At 49.2% G+C, this 26,490-nt stretch carries 23 protein-coding genes; 16 read left to right on the top strand and 7 right to left on the bottom strand.

Annotated features, from left to right (window positions below; translation table 11 throughout):
- The first annotated feature begins 28 nt into the window (after window positions 1–28).
- Window positions 29–1,984 carry a TRAP transporter permease gene (locus KAH19_RS10155; RefSeq protein WP_210684495.1) on the top strand — a complete coding sequence of 652 codons (1,956 nt, stop codon included), beginning with the start codon at window positions 29–31 and terminating at the stop codon, window positions 1,982–1,984.
- Between the two features lie 302 nt (window positions 1,985–2,286).
- On the opposite strand, the gene KAH19_RS10150 is transcribed toward KAH19_RS10155, so the two are convergent.
- The 3 genes from KAH19_RS10150 to KAH19_RS10140 form a co-directional block, all read right to left on the bottom strand.
- A complete protein-coding gene (locus KAH19_RS10150; RefSeq protein WP_210684100.1) occupies window positions 2,287–2,463 on the bottom strand; it encodes a YvrJ family protein in 177 nt (58 codons plus the stop codon).
- Window positions 2,464–2,485: 22 nt separating this feature from the next.
- A complete protein-coding gene (locus KAH19_RS10145) occupies window positions 2,486–2,698 on the bottom strand; it encodes a DUF2922 domain-containing protein (protein WP_210684494.1) in 213 nt (70 codons plus the stop codon).
- 199 nt (window positions 2,699–2,897) lie between these two features.
- Entirely contained in the window at window positions 2,898–3,125 is a 228-nt protein-coding gene (locus KAH19_RS10140; RefSeq protein ID WP_210684493.1) for a DUF1659 domain-containing protein, read from the bottom strand.
- A gap of 221 nt (window positions 3,126–3,346) precedes the next feature.
- On the opposite strand from KAH19_RS10140, the gene KAH19_RS10135 reads away from it, so the two are divergent.
- Window positions 3,347–3,706, top strand: coding sequence for a hypothetical protein (locus KAH19_RS10135; protein ID WP_210683834.1), 360 nt, complete (start codon window positions 3,347–3,349; stop codon window positions 3,704–3,706).
- Window positions 3,706–4,569, top strand: a complete 864-nt coding sequence (locus KAH19_RS10130; protein WP_246869461.1) for an IS3 family transposase — start codon at window positions 3,706–3,708, stop codon at window positions 4,567–4,569. Before KAH19_RS10135 ends, KAH19_RS10130 begins: the two co-directional genes overlap by 1 nt.
- 159 nt (window positions 4,570–4,728) lie before the next feature.
- Here KAH19_RS10130 and KAH19_RS10125 read toward each other — a convergent pair whose 3' ends face one another.
- Window positions 4,729–5,346, bottom strand: coding sequence for an N-acetylmuramoyl-L-alanine amidase (locus KAH19_RS10125; protein ID WP_210684492.1), 618 nt, complete (start codon window positions 5,344–5,346; stop codon window positions 4,729–4,731).
- Window positions 5,347–5,927: 581 nt separating this feature from the next.
- The gene (locus tag KAH19_RS10120) at window positions 5,928–6,617 is read right to left on the bottom strand and encodes an RNA polymerase sigma factor (protein ID WP_210684491.1); all 690 of its coding nucleotides are present in this window, start codon (window positions 6,615–6,617) and stop codon (window positions 5,928–5,930) included.
- A gap of 150 nt (window positions 6,618–6,767) precedes the next feature.
- On the opposite strand from KAH19_RS10120, the gene KAH19_RS10115 reads away from it, so the two are divergent.
- The 3 genes from KAH19_RS10115 (at window position 6,768) to KAH19_RS10105 (ending at window position 8,875) form a co-directional block, all read left to right on the top strand.
- On the top strand, window positions 6,768–7,082 hold the full coding sequence (locus KAH19_RS10115; RefSeq protein WP_021721162.1) for a helix-turn-helix domain-containing protein: 315 nt from the start codon (window positions 6,768–6,770) through the stop codon (window positions 7,080–7,082).
- A gap of 345 nt (window positions 7,083–7,427) precedes the next feature.
- A complete protein-coding gene (locus tag KAH19_RS10110; RefSeq protein ID WP_210684490.1) occupies window positions 7,428–7,616 on the top strand; it encodes a hypothetical protein in 189 nt (62 codons plus the stop codon).
- Between the two features lie 5 nt (window positions 7,617–7,621).
- Window positions 7,622–8,875: an LlaJI family restriction endonuclease gene (locus KAH19_RS10105; RefSeq protein ID WP_210684489.1), complete on the top strand. Its 1,254-nt coding sequence runs from the start codon at window positions 7,622–7,624 to the stop codon at window positions 8,873–8,875.
- Between the two features lie 194 nt (window positions 8,876–9,069).
- Here the strand turns inward: KAH19_RS10105 and tnpA are convergent, their stop codons facing one another.
- Window positions 9,070–9,528 (bottom strand): IS200/IS605 family transposase, encoded by a 459-nt coding sequence (gene tnpA, locus KAH19_RS10095; RefSeq protein ID WP_178511231.1) that lies wholly within the window; start codon window positions 9,526–9,528, stop codon window positions 9,070–9,072.
- A 177-nt stretch (window positions 9,529–9,705) separates the two neighbouring features.
- Between tnpA and KAH19_RS10090 the strand changes: the two genes are divergently transcribed.
- Window positions 9,706–10,068 (top strand): very short patch repair endonuclease, encoded by a 363-nt coding sequence (locus KAH19_RS10090; protein WP_210685540.1) that lies wholly within the window; start codon window positions 9,706–9,708, stop codon window positions 10,066–10,068.
- Window positions 10,069–10,174: 106 nt separating this feature from the next.
- On the opposite strand, the gene KAH19_RS10085 is transcribed toward KAH19_RS10090, so the two are convergent.
- Complete coding sequence (locus tag KAH19_RS10085; RefSeq protein WP_210684488.1) at window positions 10,175–11,032, bottom strand: Rpn family recombination-promoting nuclease/putative transposase; 858 nt, start codon at window positions 11,030–11,032, stop codon at window positions 10,175–10,177.
- 522 nt (window positions 11,033–11,554) lie between these two features.
- Here KAH19_RS10085 and KAH19_RS10080 point away from each other — a divergent pair.
- The 9 genes from KAH19_RS10080 to hflX all read left to right on the top strand — a co-directional run bounded on the left by KAH19_RS10080 (window position 11,555) and on the right by hflX (window position 26,454).
- Window positions 11,555–13,219, top strand: a complete 1,665-nt coding sequence (locus KAH19_RS10080; RefSeq protein WP_021721156.1) for a ribonuclease J — start codon at window positions 11,555–11,557, stop codon at window positions 13,217–13,219.
- 115 nt (window positions 13,220–13,334) lie between these two features.
- Window positions 13,335–15,899, top strand: coding sequence for a DNA translocase FtsK (locus KAH19_RS10075; RefSeq protein WP_246869363.1), 2,565 nt, complete (start codon window positions 13,335–13,337; stop codon window positions 15,897–15,899).
- 17 nt (window positions 15,900–15,916) lie between these two features.
- On the top strand, window positions 15,917–16,915 hold the full coding sequence (locus KAH19_RS10070; protein ID WP_210684487.1) for a helix-turn-helix domain-containing protein: 999 nt from the start codon (window positions 15,917–15,919) through the stop codon (window positions 16,913–16,915).
- 21 nt (window positions 16,916–16,936) lie between these two features.
- Window positions 16,937–18,874 (top strand): YgiQ family radical SAM protein, encoded by a 1,938-nt coding sequence (locus KAH19_RS10065; RefSeq protein ID WP_210684486.1) that lies wholly within the window; start codon window positions 16,937–16,939, stop codon window positions 18,872–18,874.
- Between the two features lie 15 nt (window positions 18,875–18,889).
- A complete protein-coding gene (locus tag KAH19_RS10060; protein ID WP_210684485.1) occupies window positions 18,890–19,879 on the top strand; it encodes an ABC transporter substrate-binding protein in 990 nt (329 codons plus the stop codon).
- A gap of 114 nt (window positions 19,880–19,993) precedes the next feature.
- Window positions 19,994–21,319, top strand: coding sequence for a 30S ribosomal protein S12 methylthiotransferase RimO (gene rimO, locus KAH19_RS10055; RefSeq protein WP_210684484.1), 1,326 nt, complete (start codon window positions 19,994–19,996; stop codon window positions 21,317–21,319).
- A gap of 48 nt (window positions 21,320–21,367) precedes the next feature.
- The gene (locus tag KAH19_RS10050; RefSeq protein ID WP_210684483.1) at window positions 21,368–22,630 is read left to right on the top strand and encodes a competence/damage-inducible protein A; all 1,263 of its coding nucleotides are present in this window, start codon (window positions 21,368–21,370) and stop codon (window positions 22,628–22,630) included.
- Window positions 22,630–24,219, top strand: a complete 1,590-nt coding sequence (locus KAH19_RS10045; RefSeq protein ID WP_210684482.1) for a DEAD/DEAH box helicase — start codon at window positions 22,630–22,632, stop codon at window positions 24,217–24,219. The genes KAH19_RS10050 and KAH19_RS10045 overlap by 1 nt, the downstream gene beginning before the upstream one ends.
- A gap of 402 nt (window positions 24,220–24,621) precedes the next feature.
- A complete protein-coding gene (gene hflX / locus KAH19_RS10040) occupies window positions 24,622–26,454 on the top strand; it encodes a GTPase HflX (protein WP_210684481.1) in 1,833 nt (610 codons plus the stop codon).
- Window positions 26,455–26,490 lie beyond the last annotated feature (36 nt).

The following is a 26,490-nucleotide window of genomic DNA, read 5'->3' as shown; positions in this document are numbered from 1 at the left end:
TTATATTAAATGAGAGGAGCTGATACCCATGTCTGAAAAAGAAAAGAAAGTAAGAGAGCTTTCAGCAGAAGAGGTATTGCAAAAATTTGACAAGGAATCAGACAAGCGTGAGCTTACAGGTGTGTGGGGTAAAATTATTTCCGCAATCTGTATTCTGTTTGCACTTTTCCAATTATATACAGCCACCTTCGGTGTGCTGGATGCGCATCTGCAGCGCGCTATTCACTTAGCCTTCGGCTTTTTATTGATTTTCCTGCTGTATCCCAGCAGACATTCCTGGTCCCGCAGCAAGATGCATCCCTTTGATGCCTTCCTGGCACTGCTCAGCGCAGGTACTGCCATGTATCTGGTTGTCAACTATCAGGAGCTGGTACTGCGTGCCGGCATGAACACAGAAACCGACTTCATCGTCGGCCTTATCGGTACGATTATGGTATTTGAAGCAGCGCGCCGCGTAGTAGGCTGGCCGATGATCATCGTTGCCTTCTGCTTCATGCTGTATGCCTTCTTAGGCCCTTACGTTCCCGGTATTCTGGCGCATCGCGGCGTTGGCGTGCAGGAAATGTTTGACCATCTGTTCTTCACTACCGAGGGTATTTTCGGTACGCCTATGGGTGTATCTTCTACCTTCATTTATCTGTTCATCCTCTTTGGTGCATATCTGGAAACCACCGGCCTGGGCAAATTCTTCATTGATATTGCCAACGCAATCGCAGGCTGGGCAGCAGGCGGACCGGCGAAGGTTGCCGTACTGTCCTCCGGCCTCATGGGTACTGTTTCCGGCAGCTCCGTTGGTAACGTTGCCGGTACCGGCGCTTTCACTATCCCGATGATGAAAAAGCTCGGCTATCGTCCGGCATTTGCGGGCGCTGTTGAGGCCGCTGCTTCTACCGGCGGTCAGCTGATGCCTCCTGTTATGGGCGCTGCTGCCTTCCTGATGGCAGAGTTCGTAGGCGTTCCGTACTTTGATGTTGTTAAGGCTGCCGTTATCCCGGCAATGCTGTACTACATCGGCGTATGGCTGGGCGTTCACTACGAAGCTAAAAAGTTCGGTCTGAAGGGCACTCCGCGTGACCAGCTGCCGAAGTTCAAGGAACTGTTCCTGGAAAAAGGCCATCTGGCTATTCCGTTAATCGTTATCGTTTACCTGCTCGTAAGCGGTTATACTCCTATGCGTGCTGCTTTGGCAGCCATCGTGCTGACCATCGTTTGCGCCTGCCTGCGTAAATCCACCCGCATCGGCTTCAAGCAAATCGTCCAAGGCCTCATTGACGGCTCCAAGGGCGTGCTTGGCGTACTGATTGCCTGTGCAACCGCAGGTATCATCATCGGCGTTGTTACCAAAACCGGCGTTGGCCTGAAGATTGCAACTGCTCTGCTGGACTTGGCAGGCGGTAATCTGCTGCCGGCAATGTTCTTTACCATGATTACCTCGTTAATCCTGGGCATGGGCGTTCCGACAACTGCTAACTACGTAATTACCTCTACCATTGCAGCGCCTGCTCTGGTGCAGATGAATGTACCGGTACTGGCAGCGCACATGTTTGCGTTCTACTTCGGTATCGTTGCCGACGTTACTCCGCCTGTTGCTCTGGCTGCTTATGCCGGCGCAGGTATTGCCGGTGCTAACCCGATGCGTACCGGCGTTATCGCTGCTAAGCTGGCGATTGCTGCGTTCATCGTTCCGTACATCTTCGTCCTGGCACCTGAGCTGCTGATGATCAACGCAACTCCGTTCACCATCTGCTACAGCGCTTTCACCGCGATTGTAGGTATGTGGGGTGCTTCCATGGCGATGATTGGCTTCTGCAACAATCTGCTGAATGTTCCGCAGCGTATTCTGTTCCTCGTTGGCGGTATATGCATGATTATCCCTGGCGTATTTACCGACGGTATCGGTGTTGCGCTCGTTGCTGTTGCTTATGTATGGCAGCGCATGAACAAGGTTAAGGGTGCGATTCAGCAAGATGGGGAAGACCTGTAAACCGAAAATTTCATAGCAAGTTTCATAGTCCTGCGTGCATTATATATGTTGCGCAGGACTTTTTTTTCTTATTATACTAATCTTTTGGGATTTATTTTGCTTTCGGATAGGCAGCTTGCAGGTTCCATTCTGCGATTGCGGGGATGCATGCCTAAATCACTATATATAATGAAGAAAACCCTCAGACTTTTATGTCCGGGGGCTTTTTTGTTTTCTATAAAGATGGGCTGCCGCATTATGTGTACGACAGCCCCTGTGCCATATGATTAGTTCTTTAGTATATTTTCGCTTGTATATACTATTTACTGCTGTGCATATGGAAATTGCATCACAAGTCTTTCCTGCAATACACGGGTTAAGGTATCGATATTGGCACTCAGCTTTTCAATTCTGCCTTCCATACGGACCAGAAGATACGAGCTGACGAGCATGGGGAAACCATAATCCGCAGCAGCGGAGAGAAGTCTGTCAAATTCCATGAGGATCACTCCTTAGTGTTTTTTACGCCAGAACTTGGACATTACGATTGACAACACGAGCTTCAACAGCTTGTACCAAGTCACCGCCGACGGTGCTGAAAATGTTGGCTGCGACGATTTTTTGCATCGCTGCGTCGGTTTCGGATTTGGAGAGGTTGTCTTTGGGGTTGGAGATGGTGATGATTTTGGTGCTGCCTGCAGCGTTTTTAAAGACGAGTTGTAAAGATTTTTCCATGGGTGATTGCTCCTTTGTGTTATGTTGATACAACCCTCAGTCAAAATCACTAACGTGATTTTGCCAGCTCCCTTTCAGGGAGCATATATGGGTTAGTGGTGGTTTTAAGAATTACGTTTCGCAAGTAGGTTATATCTCCCCTGAAAGGGGAGGTGGCTACGAGCGTAGCGAGTAGACGGAAGGGTTGTGACGAAAAGCCTTACGCTTCCGCCAGCTCACTCTTCTCGGTCAGCTCAATATCCTTATAAGGCTTCTCCATCAAGCCGCCGATAGCAGTACCTGCCTCGTACACCTTGTCCAGTGCAGCGTCGGTCTTGATGCCGTTGAAGTTTTTCGCCTTATACTTGGTAGTGCCGTCGGCACCGGTGCCATCCTCAACGTTGATTACCAGAGTACGTTTCAAAATTTCCTGATTGATTTCTGCCATAGATTAAAACTCCTTTTGATGATGAAAAAAATGAATGGGTAGATGAGAGGCTCCCCTAGGGGGGAGCTGTCGCCGTAGGCGACTGAGAGGGGACTGCTGTGAAGTGGTAAACTTATTTTAGACACAGAGGGGGTATTTCTTGTACAGATGATATATAATGGAATACACCAATATATATATCAATAGACAAGCAATACTTCGGTCTAAACAGGAGGTTTACCATGAAATACACTAAACAAGAAAAATTAGACATTGGTCGCCGAATATATGATAGCGAGATTACTCGCTATCAAGCAGCAGAGTTATACAATATTTGCGAAGGTACAGCACGTACCTATATGCGTATGTACAGAGATGCGAATAACCTGCCTGCAAAAAATTGTAAACAACAAAAATGTAATATAATACGTCCCAATGCACCTGCACTTTCTGCGAACACGGATGATTATCAATCTATGACCAAGGAAGAATTAATTCGTGAGTTGCTTAAAGCAAGAATTGCAGAAGCTAGATTAAAAAAAGGCTATGCGGTGAAAGGGGATGGTACAGTAATTCTATACGGCAACAAGAATACCAAGTAATATTAGAACTCTCTGGCGAATTTCCGGTAAAACTTATATGCGAAACAATGAATGTACAGCGTAGCAGCTTCTATGCATGGAAGAAGAAGCTCTCACATCCTTCTACAAAAATGCGGAATCTGCTTAGTAATATTTTGCTTTTTAATGAATACCATGCTAAATATCCTTCTCACGGATATCGCTGGCTTAACGCTAAGATTCGTCTGGATACCGGTCTTATCCTTTCGGATGCATATGCACATAAGTGTTGCAAAATTACTGGTATTAAAAGTCAGGCTAAGCATTACAAATACAAGAAACCAGGGGATTCATACCGGATTTTTCCGAATCTGCTCATGAAAGAAATGCAGATTGATGGACCGCTACAATGTATTGTAAGCGATATGACTGCTTTTCATGTTAAAGGGATTTATTATGAGCTGACATTGTATATGGACCTTTGGAATAATGAAATTGTAAGTCATTCTCTTTCTTCTAAACGAGGTGACCGCATGACATATATTAGCGGTTTGGAGGATTTAATTGCTTTAAAGAAACAATATCCAGAATATGAAATGATCCTACATTCAGACCAAGGTTCCGTTTACGCGTCTAAGGCATTTAATGACTTGTTGCCAATGTATAGCATTACCCATTCTATGTCTCGTGCAGGAACACCTACCGATAATGCAGCAATGGAAGCGATTAATGGTTGGATAAAAACAGAAATGTTTACTGATTTTCATGTAACAGGAGAAAAGTCTGTTGTAGATGAAGTAACAGAATACATTCATTTCTTTAATGAACAGCGTCCTGCTTATTCTTTAAACTATCTGACGCCTATTCAATATCGCGAGTTGCATTATAGAAGTGTAGCTGAATAACAGAGAGATTTTTGTTGTATATTTTTTTGTGATTTGTGTCTAAAATTTGTTGACTAGTGCACTGTCATTATGCTTAGCAATTAAACCCCTCTCCGTCATCGCTTCGCGATGCCACCTCTCCCCAAGGAGAGGCTTTTTTGTCGGCGCTAGGCGTTGCTCTCACGCTGCCAGCAGCTCAGGCTGCTCCGCCTTGGGTTCATGCGGCTGCAGCAGCTTGTCCCTGAGCATACCGTGCAAATACGCCAAAGCTTTTTTTCGCAGCAGCACGCCTCCCGGGCGCAGGGCCCTCGTTTCCGGCATGCCTTTGAGCATGTACAAATCCCAGCGCATATCGGGATCACCTTGACCGGGACCATATTGGTCGCGATTGGCTGCTTCGGCATGCGTCAGAACTGTATCATTATTGATTTCCAGTTCCAGCTCATGACACAGGATAGCGACTACTATCGCCATCTGTTCCACTTGAAGTTCAGTCGGTGGATATGCGCCAAACACAGGATTGCATTTGTAGGCGAGGATAGCATCCTTAGCGCAACAGAGAGTGACGCCAATGGAGCGACTGTTACGACGCCAGGTATGCGACTTATATTCGAGCAGCATATTGCAGGTGAGGTAAAGCTCGCCATGCTCGCCGATGTTGATGTGGTAATCATCAAAAACCTGGTCGTAGGTTCCTGCCGTCCAATGCAGATAGATGTGATTGATACCGCCTTTGGCATTTCTAGCCAAGATTCGCAGCTGTTCATGATTAATTCTGCGGGGATTTGTTACAAGCATATATCAAAAAGCTCCTTTGTATTTTTTTCTCCCATGCGCTTACTTGCATATCCGGATTCTGCTTTGGGCAAGAGGCGGGAGCATGTTGTTTTTGCCTCTCACTCTATTAATGGCTTTTTTAGGTCGTTTTACTCACCCCCTAAAGCAAAAAAATTTAAAAATATTTTTCTAAAAAAATTTGCACTGGGGGGTGAGTAAATTGATGTTTTTTAGCCATTAGTATAATGAGTTTTCTTTTTTCTCTCTTTCTTTTTTATAATTTTTTCTTTCTGTCTTTATTTCTTTTGGCTGTGATAAAAACTACTAGCGTAAGCTAGTAGTAACCTTGTTCTTTAGAGTTCTACCTAGAGGATAGACGTAAAGTACGGTAGAAGTAGAGCGTAGGCGTAGGCAGAAATCCCTTATACTTGACAAGTGAAAAGAGAATAAATCCAGATTCTTGACACTTGAAAAAGGAGATTTTCCTAACTCTTGACAAAAGAAAAGGCTGAATCCCATTTACTTGACAATGCTCTTTTTTTATACCGGCGTAGAAATAAAAAAACGTCCTGCTGAACTGGCAGCAGAACGTCAAAATAAAATTAAGCAATCATACGCTTAAGGTTGTCTAAACCTCTATGCAGATGCAAGTAGGCAGTTTTGTAGCTTATCTTATGTTCTTCGCTATATTTTTTTATTGTCATATCCGGTTCTTGCATGGCGTTAATAATATTACGCTGTTTATCCGTAAGACGTTTGAAGGCAAGCTGCATGGCCTGATTGTCCTCCATTTGAGCAATAGCATCAAATTTTTCGGCAATCTGCATTCCATCGCCTTCTTCCTCTGCGTCCAGATAATAGCAATCCTTGACAGATTTCCCGCGTGTAAACTTGTGCAGCAGTCCGTAATGGACATGGTACTGCAAAAGTCCCGGCAGATGCCCGAAGTCGCGTCCGTCATACTTCTTGATTTGCTCTAAAAAGATTAACCAGGCAGTATTGACGGCATCCTCGCCCAAGGCTTCACGCACTTCGTAGCGATAGGCCTCTTTGTAGATTAAGGGCTTAAAGGCTGTGCATAATACATTGATGGCCTCGCGGTCACCTTTTTGGGCGCTGTGCACCAGCTCTTTAAATTCTGTGAGAGTGAAGGTTGTTTTTTCCTCCGTGCGGTCCTGCGGTTCGGTGCCTTCCGGCACGCAGCAGATTACCTGTTCGGTATTTTCCTGCTCAGGGCAGTTTTTTGTTGTTATGTTGTCCAGTTCCTTTCTGAGGCGGTCGCAATGCCGCATATGACAGAATTCTGTGCTGTACTGCATCAAGTCTTGATGGGATTATTGTATCACAGAAAATTGAAAAAATTATAAAAGAGGACAGATATGTCCGTTTTAGCCGTCAAAATAAATTTATGTAATACGCTATTCCCATATGGAGGCGATTACATGGATAAAGACAATGAACGTATTTTATTGGCCAACGTGATTGGTGAGTGTATTAAATCTCTGCAGCTTGACAAGAATATTAATCAGAAAGAGCTGGCGTTGCTGTCGGGAGTGTCGGAGCGTTCGCTGCGCAGGATTGAAAGGGGGCAGGTGAACGTGAATGTGTATGTGCTGAGGCAGCTGGTGATGGCGCTTGGTGAGGAGATGCCAGATTTTTGGCGGATTGTGGAGAAGAATATGGAGCTGATGGGTGAGGAGTTTCCGCATGTGCGCAAGAGGGTTGCGGATAAAGTGTTGAGGGATAATAAAAAATAATAAAATGTAAAAATTGAGGTATATGTGGAAGAATTTTTCGAAAGCAAGAATTACCAAAGTGCATATTTTAAATTAGTACATAAGTTTTTCTTTAGGATGTAGGAAAGAAAATCAGTTTATGATATAATAAAAGAGCATTAAATACTTGAAGTTGATGATTCGAATTATTATCATAGTTAACACTCAAGAAAGTGCTAATCTAAATTATGTAAGGTTGGGGGAATAAAAGCCTTGGCGTATACTTCGCCACGGACAACGATCTGGACGATGCAGAGCGCTTTGCGGAAAAGGTGCTCAAATACCTGTGGGACGATGCTTTTAAGCTGGGCAGAAAGGAACTCTTCAATGACTGCAGCCAAGGTCTTTCCGCTGAAAAAGGTACTGGTGCCCGCTGTTTATGACGAGATGCAGAAGAAGATGGCCGAAATGGCAGCAGAGCAGGCTCAAACTGCGGAAGAAAAGACATCCGAGGAAGAAGCAGCGGAGAGCGCTGCAGAAGATAATCCGGCTCAAAAACCGGCAGGCGAGGAGTGAGCACCTTGCTCAAGGACAGATGCCATATCAACACCAACAGAAAAACCGATACCTTTGTCGGCCTGGAATTTGACGGCAAGGATTACACGGTTTCCTTTCCGCTGGGGTACGCCATAGCGTCCGAGGATGATGATAAGCTGTTGCGCGAGGATTTGCTGCTGCTGTTCCACACACTGGCGCTGTACAGCAGCCATACGGAAAGCAAAAGCGGCTTTAAGCGCGAAAAGGACGCAGCGACGGAAACGCCGATGTATGCCTATATCTACATCATTATGGACTTTGTCACCCGAGGCTACTACAAGGAAGGCATCGTGGAATACGCTTCATCCAAGCGCGGTAAAATCCACTGGAACCGCACGATTAAGCAGAAAAAGCCTGTTATTCAGGAAGCGGATGTCTATTATCTGGACTTCATCACGAAGAAGAACGTTATCAACGAAAATGACCTGATAACCCTGATACATCAATATTGCGTCTATATCAGCTTTATCCGCTTCGGCTGGCTGTTCACGGATTACAAACCGCCCGAGCCGCAAATCCCGTTCCACCGCCAATGGTTCAGCGCTGCGCTGCAGGAAAAGCTGTGCCGTACCTTTAACGATGCCAACAAGATGCTTTTTGCCAATATGCTGAAAATCATCAACAACGAGCCTGACGAGGGCATGAGGGAAACGAGCTTTACCTTTGGCACGAACAGGTTTGAGTATGTCTGGGAAAAGATGATTGACGCAGCTTTCGGCATCAGCGACAAGCAGCGCTATTTCCCGAAAACGAAGTGGAAGCTGGCGCGCAGCGGTAAGGAGTACGATAACTCTAAGCTGGAGCCTGATACTATTATGCTGTACAACAATAATATCTATGTGCTTGACGCGAAGTATTATAAATACGGTGCGACGAAGAACCCTTTCGATTTGCCGGAATCAGCTTCAATCAACAAGCAGATAACCTACGGCGAATATATTGATGCGCAGGCGGACCTCAAAAATCCGGACAGCGTTATCTACAACGCATTTCTTATGCCGTTTGACAAAAACCATTGGGCGGAAGAAAACGCAGGCACGCTGCATTATGCAGGCGAGGCTGTGGCGCTGTGGAAGGATGCCGGCGAGGGCAGAGGCAAGGAGTACGAGCATATTCAGGGCGTTCTGCTGGATGTAAAGCGCCTGATGCAGATTGCCGAGAAGCGTTCGGAAACCGATATTCGGCAGCTGGCAGAAATCATCGAGGAGCATTGCAGCAATCATGGACAAGCTGACTAAGGAGCAACGCCATAAAAATATGCAGGCCATCCGCAGCAAGGACACAAAAATCATGACCACCCGTCAAACGGGTGGTTTGACGACGGGCTATAAGCCCTTAATACTAGCCAGCGCCTCAAGACGCTGGCTTTCACTTTGTTCAAGCCACATTGCACTTTTCTCTTTCGCTGCCCCTGTCAGGGGCGTTTTGAATACTAGTTACCCTTAAAAGGGTCTTCGTACTCTTTTACACTTAACTTATCTAAAGCTATATCGTGCTTTTCTTGTTCCGCAATATATTTCTTTACGGTGGCTTCATTTAAACCTACTGTAGATGCGTAGTAACCTTCTGCCCAAAAATGTCTATTGCCAAACTTATACTTTAAATTTGCGTGTTTATCAAACATTTGAAGCGCTGACTTTCCTTTAAGATAGCCTATAAATGTCGATACTGCAATTTTAGGTGGAATACTAAGTAGCATATGCACATGATCAGGCATCATATGACCTTCGATAATTTCTACACCCTTGTACGAACATAACCGTTTAAAAATTTCTATTAAATCCTCACGGTATTGATTATAAATGATTTTTCGTCTATACTTAGGTGTAAAGACTATATGATATTTGCATACCCACTTTGAATGCGATAATTCGTTAGTTTTATTTGCCATTAATACGTCATTCCTTTCTTTGCAATAGTGACTTGAACACTTACTATTGTATATCGGAATGACGTATTTTTGTATAACAATCAATGCGCACCCGCATAGCGGGTGGTTCTGTGTGAAGCACTATCTCATTTCTTTGAAAAGAAACTCGATAGCGCTCCACGGGCTAAAGCCACATAAATAGAAATCCTTCTGCGCAAGGCACTGTGGCACGAGGGCATCCGCTACCGCAAGAACTATAAGGTGTGCAGCTGCCATCCGGATATTGTCATTACCAAGTACAAAATTGCAGTATTCTGTGATGGGGAATTCTGGCACGGAAAGAGTTTGGAGCGCTACGACGTTGCGACCAACGTAAAATATTGGCACGAAAAAATCAGGCGTAATGTGGAGCGTGACCTTGAAAACACCATCGAACTGCGCGACAACGGCTGGATGGTGCTGCGCTTCTGGGAAACGGAAATAAAAAAGCACCTTGCCGACTGTTTGGCGGAGGTGCAGCGCTGCATTGACGCGCGAAGAAGTGCTGTAAAGAGAAAGTAAAGCTGACGCGCGAAGAAGAAGTGGCGCGTAAGGCGAACACAGAACACTAAAGGCGTTCTACCCAACTGCGGTAGAACGCCTTTTGCTTTAATGTTGTGTGTGCGTATCAGGCTTGCTCAGCTTGCTCTTCCTTCAGCTTCTCCACATCAGCGAGAGATAAATTTGTAAGCTCAGAAATAACCTCGAGAGAATAGCAGCCCTTGGCCAGCATACGTTTAGCAGTAGCGAGTTTTTCCTCAGCAAGGCCAATTTCTTTGCCTTTGGCAATACCCACAGCTTCGCCTTCACGCCTTTCATCTAATAAACGTGCTTCCATAAGCATAAATTCTCGCCTCACTTTCGTATCAAGTTTCAGATAGCTGATTTCATCGTCAATCTGTTTGGTGAAATCAGTAGTTACAATGTGGTTGTTTACATAATCATAAAAGCTCTTGATGTCTTTAGAAATATCGCCATGCGTACCTTTGGTGTTCAAAATCATGGTGGTTGCTTCATCGGAAAGCTCCAACTCCCGATTCTCCAGACAACACTTTTTAAAGGTATAAACGTAATTATCCTGTTCAAAGAAGTCAAAAACGCAGATAAAAATAATAAATGTCGGTGGCAGCAGGTCATACGGCTGTCCCTTCTGCAGCAAATCAATATCAAGCAGCGCCTGATAATAGCGGGAGCGCTTGGGCAGGACGTAGGTATCCGTATCGGGATTTTTATTGTTTTTCACCTGCATCTCCAGATTATAATGCGTGTTTTTATCGTCCGCTACGATGATATCAAGGCGGATGCCGCGGCTGGTGTACTCAGGCTCAAGCGTCTTTTCTGCCTCAATGTAGTTAATGTCAGCAATTTCTATCTGCAGCAGCTCCTCCAGCAGATGCTTGCAGATGCGCTTGCGCGACATTACCTTCTTGAAGATGAAGTCGCTTTGGATTGTCAGGTTTGCAAATTTTGTTGCCAGGTCTTGCATGGTTTTTCTCCTTTCATTTTAACACAGATAAAGTAAAAAATACATAAGCAGTTGCAAGACGCCTGAAAAACAAAAAAGAGCAGTACCCTGACGATAAAAATCGTCAGTTTGTACTACTCTTAGAATGTACCAGATAAAAATAAATGGCCTTGCTTAAGCTTCTGCAGAAAAGGTGCATCTGCAGGATATACTGCTTATTTAATTGTCCGCAGGTAAATGAGCCGGAGGCGTAAGCTTACTTGCGGTTTTCAAGAACTTAATTTAAGTTTACTTGAAATATGGGGGAATGTCAAGGGAGTAGGGGGCACCTTGCCCGCAGCCACTTTTTTGCATGCGCTTTACCTCTCCCAAAAAATCATCCGTTTGGCAACAAACTTTTCACAAAAAATATGTATCACTATTTGTCAATAGCCCATATTTAGTGTATAATAAAGTAGAGAGTATGTGTGCGGACACAGTATCAAATTCAATTTCTACATTTGTACGGAAGAATGTAAAATAAAAAATGGAGGTGTATTTTTTTTGGGTAAATTTCAACATAAGGTTCAGATTATCCCGCTTGGTGGTTTGGGCGAAATTGGTAAAAATATGACGGTATTCCGTTACGGGGACGACATGATCCTGATTGATGCAGGCCTGATGTTCCCTGAAGACGATATGCTCGGCATTGACTTGGTTATTCCCGATATTACATATTTGGTTGAGAATAAAGATAAAATTAAGGGTATCTTTCTGACACATGGTCACGAGGACCATATCGGTGCGCTGCCCTATGTTATGAAACAAATTGATTGTCCCGTTTATGGTACCGCACTTACTCTGGGTATTTTACAAGGCCGCTTGAAGGAAAACGGTGTAGGCAACGAAAACCTGCACGTAGTAAAACCCGGTGACAAGATTAACGCCGGTGCCTTTAAGCTCGATTTCATCCGCGTAAACCACAGCATTCCCGACGCTGTTGCAATCGCAATTACTACTCCTATCGGTGTTATTATCCACACCGGTGACTTCAAAATCGACCACACTCCTGTTGACGGACAGGTTATGGAATTCAATAAATTTGCCGAATACGGCGACCGCGGTGTGCTGTGCCTGCTGGCAGACAGCACCAACGCCGAGCGCCCGGGCTTCACTCCCAGTGAAAAAATGGTAGGCCAGACCTTTGACGAGGAGTTCCGCTATGCTAAGCATCGTATTATAGTAGCAACATTCTCCTCTAACGTACATCGTATCCAACAGGTTATTGATACTGCTGTGAAGTACGACCGTAAGGTAGCAGTTATCGGCCGCAGCATGGTGAATGTTGTAAATATCGCCAAGGAGCTGGGTTACCTGAAGGTTCCCGAGGGCGTTTTGATTGATATTGACGAAACTCATAACTATACGCCGGAAAAGGTTGTTATTATCACCACCGGCAGTCAGGGCGAGCCTATGAGCGCGCTCACCCGTATGGCTATGAATGACCATAAAAAAGTTGATATTATGCCCGGTGATACAGTAATTATTTCTGCTACACCGATTCCGGGCAACGAAAAGCTCGTTTCCCGTACTATCGACCATCTGTACAAGCTGGGTGCGGACGTTATCTATGAAAAGAGCAACGGCGTCCACGTTTCCGGCCACGCCAGCCAGGAGGAAATCAAGATGATGCACAATCTGGTGCGTCCGCGTTTCTTCATGCCTGTGCATGGTGAATACCGTCACCTGGTTAAGCATGCTAATCTGGCGAAATCCCTCGGCATGCCGGCAGACCATATTGTTATCGGTGAAAACGGCAGCGTTATCGAGCTGACCAAGAGCAGCATTACCATTAACGGCAAGGTGCCTGCAGGCAAGGTGCTGGTTGACGGCCTGGGTGTCGGCGACGTAGGCAACATCGTACTGCGCGACCGCCGTCAGCTTTCTCAGGACGGTATTATGATTGTTGTTGTAACTATCGACAAGGAATCCTGTCATGTAGTTTCCGGTCCGGATATCGTTTCCCGCGGCTTTGTTTATGTACGCGAGGCCGAGGACCTGATGGATGAAGCACGCGACAAGGTGCAGGCTGCCCTGGACCGCTGCGAGGAAAACAATGTTTCCGAATGGTCGGCAATCAAGTCCACTGTCCGTGATTCTCTGGGACGCTTCCTGTTCGAAAGAACCCGTCGCCGTCCGATGATTCTGCCGATTATCATGGAAATCTGATAGCTTTCAGTGATTAGTGGCTAGTGAATAGTGATTAGTTTTTAGTGAGCGGTTGTTGGCAGTCAGCTGATAACAGATGACTGCTGACTGCTGCGATTTTAGGAGTTGTCTTATCTTGCGCAAGGAAAGAAGAAGGAAGCAACAGAATAGAAGCTACTCGGCGCTTGCCGGTGCTGTATGCCTGCTTATGGGCCTGCTGTTTGCAGCCGCTCTTCTTATGAAGGCTGAGGACGGCGTAATGCATTATGCTTATCTGGTGGAGCAGCATCTGCTGGGTAAGGGTATCTTTTTGCTGCCTTTGGCTTTCTTTGCTGCGTCCTGGCAGCTGCTTAGGGGACAGTTTGGTGTTTTTAACAAGAGAACATTAATTTTTACTTTGGTGACGCTGTGCCTTACAGGCACAGCTCATCATGTTTTTGTGCCTGTTGGCTCTGAGCTGGAGCCTTCGCTGATAGCGGATGGCGGCGGTTTGGTCGGCGGTTTGCTGCTGAAGCTGCTGCGTTCCTTTGCCGGTGATGTGACGGTTTATATTATCCTGGCCTTAGGCTGGCTGTGGCTGCTGGGTCTGGTGTTGCCGCTGCGCAAATGGTGGGAGCTGTGGCAGGATTACCTGACCTCCGATGAGATTACGCTGATGCGCCCAGACGACAAGGTGAAGGAGGAGCGTAAGCGTCCCGAGATTGCGCCTAAGACTGTGTTCAAGCGCAAAAGTGCCGCGCCTCAACCGCATACCGCTCCTGCGGATAACGTTATCAGCAACTATACCAGCCCCGAGTTTGACGCCTTCAACGAGGGCGTGCAGAAGAAAAGTGCTTTCAGAAGCATTTTGGGCTTTACGAAAAACAAGAGCGTTTACGAAAAATCTCCTTTAAAAGAGGAAATAGAGCGTGACCCGGTGCAGCTGCCCGAATGGGAGCAGTCCAAACCCGAGGTCATTGTAAGACCGATTATCAATTATGACGATGATTACGAGCCGGACAGCCGTTTTCTGGATGATGCGGAGCCGCCGGCTGCCGAACCGGAGCCTGAGCCGGAGCGTCCTGCTTCCGTAATCCGCAATACCTATCGTGAGGAACAGGCACCGGCGTTTGCAGCGCCTGTTAAGGCGGAGCCGCAGCCTGAGCCTGAACCGGAGAAGCCGGCCGTAACAATTTTTGACAGCGCAGATAAAATTGCCGCAGCAGCGCCTGCTCCGCAGACCGCTGCAGCATATGAGCCTGAAGCGCAGGCAGCGAGCAGCTATCAGCTGCCCCCGCTGGAGCTTCTGGATACGCCGAAGGCCAGCGACCCGTCCACCTATCAGAAGGACATCATGGACCAATGTGCGGTGCTGGAGCAGACTTTGGCAGATTTCAAGGTGCGCGCCAGAGTTGTTGCCGTTACGCGCGGACCGTCGGTTACCCGCTTTGAGCTGGAGCCTGCGGCAGGCGTGAAGGTAAGCTCGGTGGTGAACCTTGCGGATGATATCGCTCTGCGTCTGGCTGCGCCCGGTGTGCGTATCGAGGCGCCGATTCCCGGCAAATCCGCCATCGGTATCGAAGCGCCGAACACGAAGAACGATCCTGTGTGCTTCCGTGAGGTTGTGGAGGCAGGCAGTGTGCGCAATGCGAAGGAGCATCTGTGCATCGGTCTGGGCAAGGATATCAGCGGTGATATTATTTCCGCCGACCTTGCGAAAATGCCCCACCTTCTGGTAGCAGGCTCCACAGGCTCCGGTAAATCGGTGTGCATCAATACGATTATCGCCGGTCTTTTGTACCGTGCTACCCCGGACGAGGTTAAACTGATTCTTGTCGACCCTAAGGTCGTTGAATTGTCTAATTACAACGGTATTCCGCATCTGCTGACACCTGTTGTCACCGAGCCGAAAAAGGCAGCCAGCGCGCTGCATTGGGCGGTAGCGGAAATGGAGCGCCGTTATAAGGCGTTTGCCGACAGCCGTGTGCGTGACATCAAAACCTATAACGCACAGGCCGCCGAAAAGATGCCCTATATCGTAATTATCATCGACGAGTTATCCGACTTGATGATGGTAGCCAAGGTTGATGTGGAGGATGCCATCCTGCGCCTGGCACAGAAGGCCCGCGCTGCCGGTATCCATCTGATTCTGGCAACCCAGCGTCCGTCCGTAGATGTTATTACAGGCATCGTCAAGGCGAATATTCCTTCACGTATTGCTTTCGCCGTATCCTCGCAGACAGATTCGCGCACCATTATTGATATGGGCGGTGCCGAAAAGCTGCTGGGCAAGGGCGATATGCTCTTTTACCCCATGGGCTACAACAAGCCTGTGCGTGTACAGGGTGCTTTCGTCAGCGATGATGAGCTGAATAAAATAGTAGATTTCATTATCAAGCAGTCCATTCCTGTAAATTACAGCGAAGAAGTAACAGAGCAGGAGCTGGAATGTGATAATAAAGGCCATAATGCCGAGGATGCAGGCTCCAATGCGCCTGCAGAGGATGAGCTTTTTGAGGATGCCCTGAGCCTTGTGCTGGATATGGGGCAGGCATCAAGCTCCATGCTGCAGCGACGCTTCCGCATAGGCTATACGCGTGCGGCGCGTCTGGTAGATACCATGGAGGAGCTGGGCATTGTCGGTCAATCCGTAGGCAGCAAGCCACGAGAGGTTATAATGTCGCGTAAGGAAGCAGAGGAACGCTTCCTGCGTCGTGAATAAGCGGAGGTGCAGGCGAAATGGATGATAAGGAAAAGACTGTTGGCGCAATTTTAAAAGAAGCAAGACTGGCCAAGGGTATTTCCCTGGCTGATGCAGAAAAGGCTACCAGTATCCGCAGCCGTTATCTGCAGGCTGTAGAAAATGACGAATATGACAAGACTCCGGGCGAGGTTTTCCTGAAGGGAATAATCCGCAACTACGGCAATTATCTGGGACTGAACGGTCCGGAGCTTGTTAATGAATATAAAGCAAGTGCTGCCGGTATGGCGGCAGAGGCTGTACGCAGCCAGGGTATCCGCGAGGTGGAAAAGGTCCGCCTCAATATCCAGCTGAAGGATAAGCGTGATATCGGCAGCGGTACAGGCCGTTTTGAAATGCCGGGTTTGCCGAAGCTGCCGATGAAGCAGTGCCTGGCAGGCTTAGCAGCGGTAGCGGTGCTTACCGCAGGCTATTTTGCTATTCCCGCTACGATTGATTATTTTAAAAACATGCCTAAGGATGAGGCTAAGCAGACCGAGCAGGTTAAGCCTGAAGCTAAAGCACCCGCAGTGCTGGACAAGGTTACCGTTGACCTGGAGGCCGAGGGTGACTGCTGGCTGGAGGCAAGTGCCGACGGCAAGGAGCTTTTTGCCGGCATTCTGCATGCTAAGGAAAGCAAGCATTTCGAGGCTAAGGATAAGCTGATTATCAAATACGGCAATATCGGTGTTGTGCGCATTAAGGTGAACGGCGAGGCTGTTGACCTGAAGGGCGAGCATGGCGTGGCCGTGAAGACCTATCTGCGCAACGCTCCCGCACAGCCTGCAGCTGAGAAAAAAGCAGAGGAGGCTGCACCGCAGCCCGTAGCCGAAACCAAGGCTGCACCTGCTGCCGCAGTAGAGGAAGCAGCGCCGCAGCCCGCAGCAGCAGCACCTGCGCCGAAGGCAGAAGAACCGAAGCCGCAGGCTGAGGTTAAGCCGGCTGAGCCGCAGCAGCCGCAGGCTGCCGGCGAAGTGAAGGCCGATAAGAAGAAATAATAATTTGTTCAGGAGTTTTTAATGAAACAGTTTTTACCGATTTCCGCTCAAGAAATTGCCGAGCGTGGCTGGGAGCAGATTGACTTTCTGTTTATCAGCGGCGATGCTTATGTAGACCATCCCTCCTTCGGTCCGGCAGTAATCTGCCGTGTACTGGAGGCGCAGGGCTACAAGGTAGCTATGCTGTGCCAGCCGCGTTGGGATAAAGCAGAATATATGGCAGAGCTGGGCAAGCCGCGACTGGGCGTGCTTATTTCCGGCGGCAACCTTGACTCCATGCTATGCCGTTATACGGCAGCCAAGAAAGAGCGTTCTGTCGACAAATATACCGCAGGCGGTGCTGTGGGACAGCGCCCCGACCATGCTACGGCCGTTTATGCGCAGCTCGTCAAGCAGCTGTGGCCCGATATGCCTGTAATTATCGGCGGCATTGAAGCCAGCCTGCGCCGTTTTGTGCATTTTGACTACTGGGAAAACAAGCTGATGCCTTCTATTCTGGAGGCCAGCGGTGCGGACCTTTTGGTTTACGGCATGGGCGAAAAGCAGATTATGGAAATTGCCGATTATCTGGCAGGCGGTGCCTCTGCCGAGGACATGCATTACATCCGCGGCACGGCCTATATGTCCGACACTTTGCCTGATGAGGAATATGTGGAGCTTCCCGACTGGCAGGCGATCAAGAATGACCGCAAGGAATTTGCCAGAGCCTTCAAGCTGCAGAGCAAGGAGCAGGATCCGTTCTACGGCAAGCCGGTAGTTCAGAAGGGACAGAAAAAATATATCGTACAGAATCCGAACATCTTCCCGCTGACGATGGAGGAGATGGATGCTATCTACGATTTACCCTATATGCGTAACTGGCATCCGAGCTACGACGCCAAAGGCGGCGTGGCGGCGCTGGAGGAGGTTCAGTTCAGTTTAGTCAGCAGCAGAGGCTGCTTCGGCAGCTGTTCCTTCTGCGCTATTCATGCGCATCAGGGACGTATAATTCAGGCTCGCAGCCATGAATCTATTCTGCGTGAGGCAAAGCTGCTGATACAGCTTCCCGGCTTCAAGGGTTATATCCATGACGTTGGCGGCCCTACGGCCAACTTCCGTCATCCTTCCTGTGCCAAGCAGCTGAAATACGGCGTGTGCAAGGACAGACAGTGCCTGTTCCCCAAGCCGTGCCCCAATATTGATGCCGACCACAGCGATTATATAGCACTGCTGCGCAAGCTGCGCGCTTTACCGGGCGTCAAGAAGGTGTTTATCCGCAGCGGTATCCGTTATGATTATCTGCTGGCGGATAAAAAGCAGGAGTTTTTGGACGAGCTGTGCCGTTATCACATCAGCGGCCTGCTGAAGATTGCACCGGAGCATATCGCACCGCAGGTTCTGGCGCGTATGGGCAAGCCCGGCAAGGAAGTTTATCTGAAGTTTATGCGCATGTTTACGCAAAAAAATAAAGAAATCGGTCTGCCGCAATATCTGGTGCCGTACTTTATTTCCAGCCATCCGGGTTGCACGCTGAACAATGCTATTGAGCTGGCAGAGTTTTTGCGTGACATCAAGCACAATCCGGAGCAGGTGCAGGACTTCATTCCTACTCCCGGCAGTGCGGCGACGGCGATGTATTATTCCGGCATCGACCCGGAAAGCGGCGAAACCGTATTTGTGGCCCGCAATCCGCATGATAAGGCAATGCAGCGTGCGCTGATGCAGTACCGTGTTCCGCGTAACCGCAAGCTGGTGCTGGAGGCGCTGCAGAAGGCCGGACGCATGGACCTTGTGGGCAGCGGACATAAATGCCTGCTGCATACCGAGCAGGAGCAGCGCGGCGGAGTGCGAGGCGCGAAGCGTGATGCATCTCGCGGACCGAAACGTAATGCAACGGGCAGTGCGACATGTAATGCAGCGCGCAGTACCGCTTCAGGCAGTACCGGTGGAAAAAGGCGTGAGGATAAGCGCCGCAGATAGTAACGGAGGGATGAGATGATCCGTTGTATCTTTTTAGTGCTGATTTTGGCCGGAATACTGACGGGAGGCTGCGGTGAGCAGCCTGCTCCTGTACAGAACGCAGGGGCAAAAACCGTTATCCTGTATTCCGAGCTTGATAATAAATTTACTGAAAATCTGGTTGATGCCTTCAACAAGGAGCAGAAGGATAAGCTGCAGCTGAAGGCTGTTTACGAGCTGAAGCCCGGCGGGGAGCTGCCGGACGTTGTGCTGGCCGAACAGCGCACGCTTGTCGGCCTGAAGCGTCAGGGACGCCTGAAGCCTGTGGCCTTTGCCGATGGCGACAGACTGCCGCAGAAGTTTCGTGACCCGGATTTAAGCTGGTACGGCGTTTTCTATGATCCGATAGTTTTTCTGGTCAACCAGCAGTACGCCCGTACTGTCGGTCAGACCAATATCTGCAGCTGGCAGGATTTGGCAGGGAAAGAGCAGCTGCGCATTGCTCTGGAAAATTTATCCGACAGCAACAGTACGCAAAACTTTCTGGCAGGTCTGGCAGACCGCTTCGGCGAGGATGAATCGCTGGAGTATTTAGGCAATATCAACCGCTTTATCGGGCAATATTCCAAGTTTCCCTTTACGCCTGTGCGCATGGCGGCGGTAGGTGATGCGGATGTGGCTATTACCAGACAAAGCTACGTTTTTAAATATCTGGAAAATAAATTTCCCGCTTATGTTGTCTATCCCAAGGAAGGCACGCCGGTAAATCTTTTCTGCGTAGGCCTGTTTAAGAATACTGCAGATGATTTGCAGGGCCTGAAGGTTATGGAATGGCTTTTGACAAGCGAGCAGGTGCAGGCGATAGCGCAGGAAAATGCTACAGGCTATCTTTTCCTGTTCCCGCGTGGCTTTGATGAGGCTGCCGCCGATGCCGATAAAATCTGGCTCAACAGCAGTTATCTGGAGCCTGGTAAGCAGGACGGCCTGACAAATAAGTGGCTGAGTAAGGTAAGATTCAGTAAATAGTGGCTGGTGATTAGTGTTTAGTCATCAGTGATTAGTGATTAGATTATAGTGATTTATGCTCTTGCTTGCTGTCCCGACAGCTTGGGTGAGGGCAGCAGGTTTTGGAGGTAAAGAATGAAAATAGGTATGGTCAGCCTTGGCTGTCCCAAAAATCTGGTAGATTCTGAAGTTATGCTGGGTATTATCAAGGATAAGCAGCTGGAGATTACCAATGATCCCGCAGATGCCGAACTGATTATTGTTAATACCTGCGGTTTTATCGAAAGTGCGAAGGAAGAATCCATCAGCACAATTTTACAAATGGCGCAATATAAGGAAGAGGGCAGCTGCAAGTATCTGATTATGACAGGCTGCCTCGGCCAGCGCTATGCAGACGAGCTTTTCGAAAGCATGCCTGAGGTAGACGCTATCGTCGGCACCGACAGCTTCACCGATATCGGTTGGGTTATCGACCAGGTGCTGGCAGGCAAGCGCGTAAAGCATCTGCAGAAGTTGGAAAGCAAAAATGTGCAGGCTCTGCCCAGAATGCTGACTACGCCTGGTTACATGGCGTATCTGAAAATTGCCGAGGGCTGCGACAACTGCTGCTCCTACTGCATTATTCCGCAGCTGCGCGGTCCCTACACCAGCCGTCCTTATGATGAGGTTATGGCTGAGGCAAGAAGCCTGGCTGCTCACGGCACCAAGGAGCTGATTGTCGTGGCGCAGGACACCACCCGCTACGGCGAGGACCTCACCGGCAAGCTGCTTTTGCCGCAGCTGTTGCGTGACCTCAACGAGCTGGAGGGCATCGAGTGGATTCGCGTTATGTACCTGTATCCCAACAACTTTACGGACGATTTGATTGCAGCCTTCGCCGAATGCGACAAGGTGTGCAAGTATATTGATATTCCTCTGCAGCATGCCAGCGACAGACTGCTGGAAAGCATGAACCGTTACGATACACGTGCGCAGGTAGAAGAACTTCTGGCCAAGCTGCGTGAGCGTATCCCGGGAATTACTATACGCACTACCTTCATCGTGGGCTTCCCCGGTGAAACCGATGAGGATTTTGCGGAGCTGATGGACTTTGTTGAAAAGCAGCGCTTTGAAAATGCAGGCGTGTTTCAGTATTCCCAAGAGGAGGGTACTGTGGCCGGCGCTATGGAAAACCAGATTGAGCCTGAGGTTAAGGAAAACCGCTATCATGAGCTGATGGCGCTGCAGGCAGGTATTTCCGAAGAAATCCATCAGGAGCGCGAGGATGAGGAGCTGGACGTTATCGTTGAAGGCTTTGATGAAGAAAACCCCGCTCTTGCGGTAGGACGTTCCTATCACGAGGCACCTGATATCGACGGCAACATCTTTATCGAAAATGCCGCCGAGCTGGAGGTAGGCCAGATGGTAAGAGTGCGTATTCTGCAAGGCTTTACCTATGAAATGGTGGCAGAGCTGGTTTAAGAGCGTTGCTGTAAGAGTCAAAATAACCGGTGAGAGGGTGACAGCAGGATGAAGGTTGAAATCATTACTACCGGGACGGAGCTGCTGCTGGGTGAAATTTTAAACACCAATGTGCAGTATTTATCCCGCAAGCTGAATAATATAGGCTTTGATGTTTTATATCACACTACGGTCGGAGATAATCCGGAGCGTATGCGCGCAGTGCTGGAGCAGGCCATGCAGCGCGCCGATATCATCATTACCAGTGGCGGTCTGGGACCGACGCGCGGTGATATTACCAAGGAGATGGTGATGGAGGTATGTCATACCGAAGGCTATCTCGATTTGGATACATGGGGACGCATAGATGCTTATTTTGCCAAGAAGGGACTTTGCCCCTCGCAAAATAACGAAAAGCAGGCATATGTACCCATCGGTGCCGAGGTACTGCAGAACGATGTGGGTACCGCTCCCGGACTGTGGCTGGAATATAAGGACAAAATCTTCATTATGCTGCCAGGACCTCCGAGCGAGCTTACGGATGTGTGCGAAAAGCAGCTGCTGCCGCGCATGCTGCAGCGCTTCAGCGAGCACGGCATTATCATGTCGCGCACCTTGCATCTGCGCGGTATCGGCGAATCCATGGTAGCGTCCAAGCTCGACGAGCTGATTATGGCGCAGACAAATCCGACGATTGCGCTTTATGCCCGCTACGGAGAAATTCTCATCAGGCTTACGGCGAAGGCTGCCAATGACAAGGAGGCAGTTAAGCTGCTCGACGCTATAGAAGCCAAGGTACGCAAGAGCGTTGATAATTATATATACGGTGTGGATGATGCTACTCTGGCGGCCTGCCTGGGGCAGGAGCTTTTGAAGCAGGGCAAAACTATTGCCTTTGCGGAATCCTGCAGCGGCGGTCTTGCCAGCAGTCTGGTTACGGATGTGCCGGGCAGCAGCGAATATCTGCTGGGAAGCATTGTCAGCTACACTAACATGGCTAAGCAGAAGCTGCTGCATGTGCAGGCAGATACACTGGCCAAATACGGCGCTGTCAGCCGCGAAACCGCCTGCGAAATGGCGCTGGGCGTGCGCAAGCAGCTGGGCAGTGATTATGGTGTGAGCATTACGGGCAACGCCGGACCGGGAGCCAGCGAGGGCAAGCCGGTAGGCCTTGTATATATTGCCGTTGCTACTGACGACGTGGTATATTGTCAGGAGCACCATTTTATGTCGACAAGAACAGAAAATAAGCTGAGAATAGCTCAGACAGCTATTTCCATGGCTATTGATAAATTATTAGAAGAAAAAAACAATACGGAGGATAAAAATTAATGACCATTCAAAAAGAGATGTTCGGCGAATTAGAGCTGGACAAAAAAATTGTAACTGCCCTGACTGACATGGGCTTCGAAGAGCCTTCTCCGATTCAGGCCGCTACTATTCCCCTGGTGCTCGAAGGTAACGACGTTATCGGCCAGGCACAGACCGGTACCGGCAAAACCGCTGCCTTCGGTATTCCTCTGGTGCAGGCAATTACCGACTTCAAGCATATTCAGGCTCTGATTATGACTCCGACCCGTGAGCTGGCTATTCAGGTTGCGGAAGAAGTAGGCAAAATCGGCCGCACCCGCCGCGTGCGTGCGCTGCCTGTTTACGGCGGCCAGCCGATTGAACGCCAGATCCGTGCGCTGCGCAACAATGTACAGATTGTTATCGGTACCCCGGGCCGTCTGATTGACCATATCAACCGCGGTACTATTCGTCTGGACCATATCAAATTCCTGGTACTGGACGAGGCCGACGAAATGCTGGATATGGGCTTTGTTGATGATATCGAAGAAATTATGCGCAGCCTGCCGGCTGAACGCCAGACTCTGCTGTTCTCCGCAACTATGCCCCGTCCGATTCTGAGCCTGACCAAGAAGTACATGAAGGCGCCGAAGAATGTAACCATTTCCAAGGAAGAGCTGACTGTACCTCTGATTGAGCAATACTATTTCGAAACTAAGGATAAGATTGAAGGCCTGTGCCGTCTGCTGGACGCAGAAATCGACGGCAAGCTGATTATCTTCTGCCGTACCAAAAAGGGTGTTGATGACCTGTCTATCGCACTTTCCAGCCGTGGCTACATGGCTGAGGGCCTGCATGGCGACCTGAGCCAGAACCAGCGTGACCGCGTAATGAAGAAATTCCGCGAAGGCGCTGTTGATGTGCTGATTGCTACCGACGTTGCTGCCCGCGGTATCGATGTTGACAACATTACCCACGTTATCAACTTTGATATTCCGCAGGATCCGGAAAGCTACGTTCACCGCATCGGCCGTACCGGTCGTGCAGGCAACACCGGCGTAGCTATGACCTTCATCACTCCGCGTGAGTTCCGTCAGCTTAAGCTGATTGAGCGTACCGTCAAGACTAAAATTCAACGCCGTCAGCTGCCGACCGCTGCTAACGTTATCGAGCGTCAACGCGACCAGATTATCAGCAAGATGCAGACTGTGTTGGAGCTGAACGCTTACCATGATTATATGCCGATTGCCGAAAGCCTGCTGGATGATTACAGTGCGGAAGAAGTTGCTGCCGCAGCTCTGAAGCTGATGCAGGAGGGCATTAAGGCTCTGGAGGCTCCGCAGGAGGATATTCTGTCCAAAGACCTGCGCAACACCGGCGGCCGTCCGGGCATGGTGCGCCTGTTCATCAACATCGGCCGCAGCCAGAAGATTATGGTTAAGGATATTGTCAGCACCATTGCTATCGAAGCAGACATTCCGGCACGTGATATCGGTCTGATCAATATCTATGATAAGTTCACCTTTGTTGAGGTACCGGAGGATGTAGCCGAAAAGGTTATCGGTGCGATGAACAAGAACTTTATTAAGGGGTATAAGGTTAATATTGAGCCTGCGAAGGCAAGAAGATAATAAAAAGCCTCTCCTTGGGGAGAGGTGCCGAGCTTGTCGAGGCGGAGAGGGGTTCTGCCTAAAGCAATGTTTCTTTCAGGCCCCTCTCAGTCGCCCTGACGGGCGCCAGCTCCCCCCAAGGGGAGCCTTTCGATAAGCAAATTGCTAAGTTAACCCCGAGATGAACAAGAACTTTATCAAGGGGGTATAAGGTTAATATTGAGCCTGCTAAGGCAAGAAGATAATAAAAATAGCCTCTCCTTGGGGAGAGGTGCCGAGCTTGTCGAGGCGGAGAGGGGTTTTGCCTAAAGCAACGTTTCTGTCAGGCTCCTCTCAGTCGCCCTGACGGGCGCCAGCTCCCCACAAGGGGAGCCTTTCAATAAGCAAATTGCTAATTTAACCCCCAATTGGAGGTGATTACCCATGGCTAATGAAATTTACGGCAACCTGAAGGGTATCCGTAATTCCGTTATTGAAGAATTAAAAACCTTTTATGATATCCGTCTGGAGGGCGGTCAGCTGCTGACAAGCGAGCTGGCTTTGCGTATGGCGGATGTTACTGATTTTATTAACCGCGAAGTGAGCGTTTATGTTGCGCGCAACGGTCAGGTGCTTGCCGTATCGGTGGGCAATGATCAGAGTGTGGAGCTGCCTCCGGTTGAGGGCAGACGCGGTGCCAGCCGTTTGAGCGGTGTGCGCTGCGTGCATACTCATCCCAACGGCAATCCGCTGCTGAGCGGTGTGGATATTTCCGCGCTGAAGAATAACCGCTTTGATGCGATGATTGCTGTCGGTGTTACTTCGCCGGATATCAGTCAGTCGCAGATGAGCTTCGGCATGATTACCGGTATTGACGATAACGAGCAATATCAGGTGGAATGCTACGGACCGCTGACGCTGCAGGAGGCGGAGGGAGTGTTCTTCCCGAATCTGGCGGCAATGGTGGAGCGCATCCTTGACAAGCAGACGGGCAGTGCCAGTCTGGCGCAGGGAACAGAGCGGGCGATTATCGTGGGCATGGAATATGGTGCCCCCAACAGCAGCGGCTGGACGGCCGAGGATTCTCTGGAGGAGCTGAAGCAGCTGGCAGATACTGCCGGTGCGGAGGTTGTGGCAAGATTCCTGCAGAAGCGCCCCAAGCCGGACCCGGCATTCTTTATCGGCCGCGGCAAGGTGCAGGAGCTGGCGCTTTATGTGCAGCAGGAGAACGTAGACCTGTGCATTTTTGATGATGAGCTTTCGCCGGCACAGCAGCGTAATATTGAGCAGTCAATGGGTGTGCGTGTGCTTGACCGCACGGCGCTGATTCTTGATATTTTCGCCCAACGTGCGCATACTAATGAAGGTAAGCTGCAGGTTGAGCTGGCGCAGCTGCAGTATACGTTGCCGCGCATTATGGGCAAGGGCCTGGCGCTGTCGCGTCTTGGCGGCGGCATCGGTACCCGCGGTCCCGGCGAAACTAAGCTGGAGGTTGACCGCCGTCGCATCCGTGACCGCATTGCCTATATTAAGGAATGCATCGGCAAGGTTAAGAGTGTGCGCACTCTGCACAGGGCCGGACGTGCGAAGGCAAGTGTGCCTACGGTAAGCCTTGTGGGCTACACTAACGCCGGCAAATCTACGCTTTTGAATACGCTGACGAATTCGGATATCTACGCGCAGGACCAGCTTTTCGCAACGCTGGACCCGACTACGCGCCAGTTAGATCTGCCGAATAAGCAGCAGGCTATTTTGACCGATACCGTTGGCTTTATCCAACGCTTGCCGCATCAGCTTGTTGCAGCCTTCCAGTCTACGCTGGAGGAGGTTGTGCAGTCTGACGTGCTGCTGCACGTTATTGATGTCAGCCATGAGCTGTATAAGGAGCAGGCTGCTGCTGTTTATCAGGTTCTGGATGAGCTGGGTGCCAAGGATAAGACGATTATCACGGTTTATAATAAAATTGATAAGCTGCCGCCGGATTCCGGTCTGGCAGAGCGTTTGGGCAAGGAAGAAAACAGCATCTGTATTTCCGCTAAGGCACGTTATAATCTTGACGGCCTGCTGGCGCTGATAGCAGAAAACCTGAAGCTGAAGGCGGTAGAGGAGAGCTTCCTCGTGCCTTACAGCGATTCCGCTGCGGTAGGACGCTTGCATGATGCAGGCACGGTACTGGAGCAGGAATATCTGGCGGAGGGCACACTGCTGAAGGTGCGTCTGGACGCAGAGCAGGTGCAGCAGTTTGCCAAGTATCTTGCTGCAGATGCCAAGGCTTAGGATTAATTGGCGCTATGCCAAAAAAATATAAAAATA

Source organism: Phascolarctobacterium sp. Marseille-Q4147 (genome assembly GCF_017968825.1).
Taxonomy (GTDB): domain Bacteria; phylum Bacillota; class Negativicutes; order Acidaminococcales; family Acidaminococcaceae; genus Phascolarctobacterium_A.
Note: the sequence above shows the minus strand (reverse complement) of the source record. Positions and strands in the feature narration are given on the sequence as shown.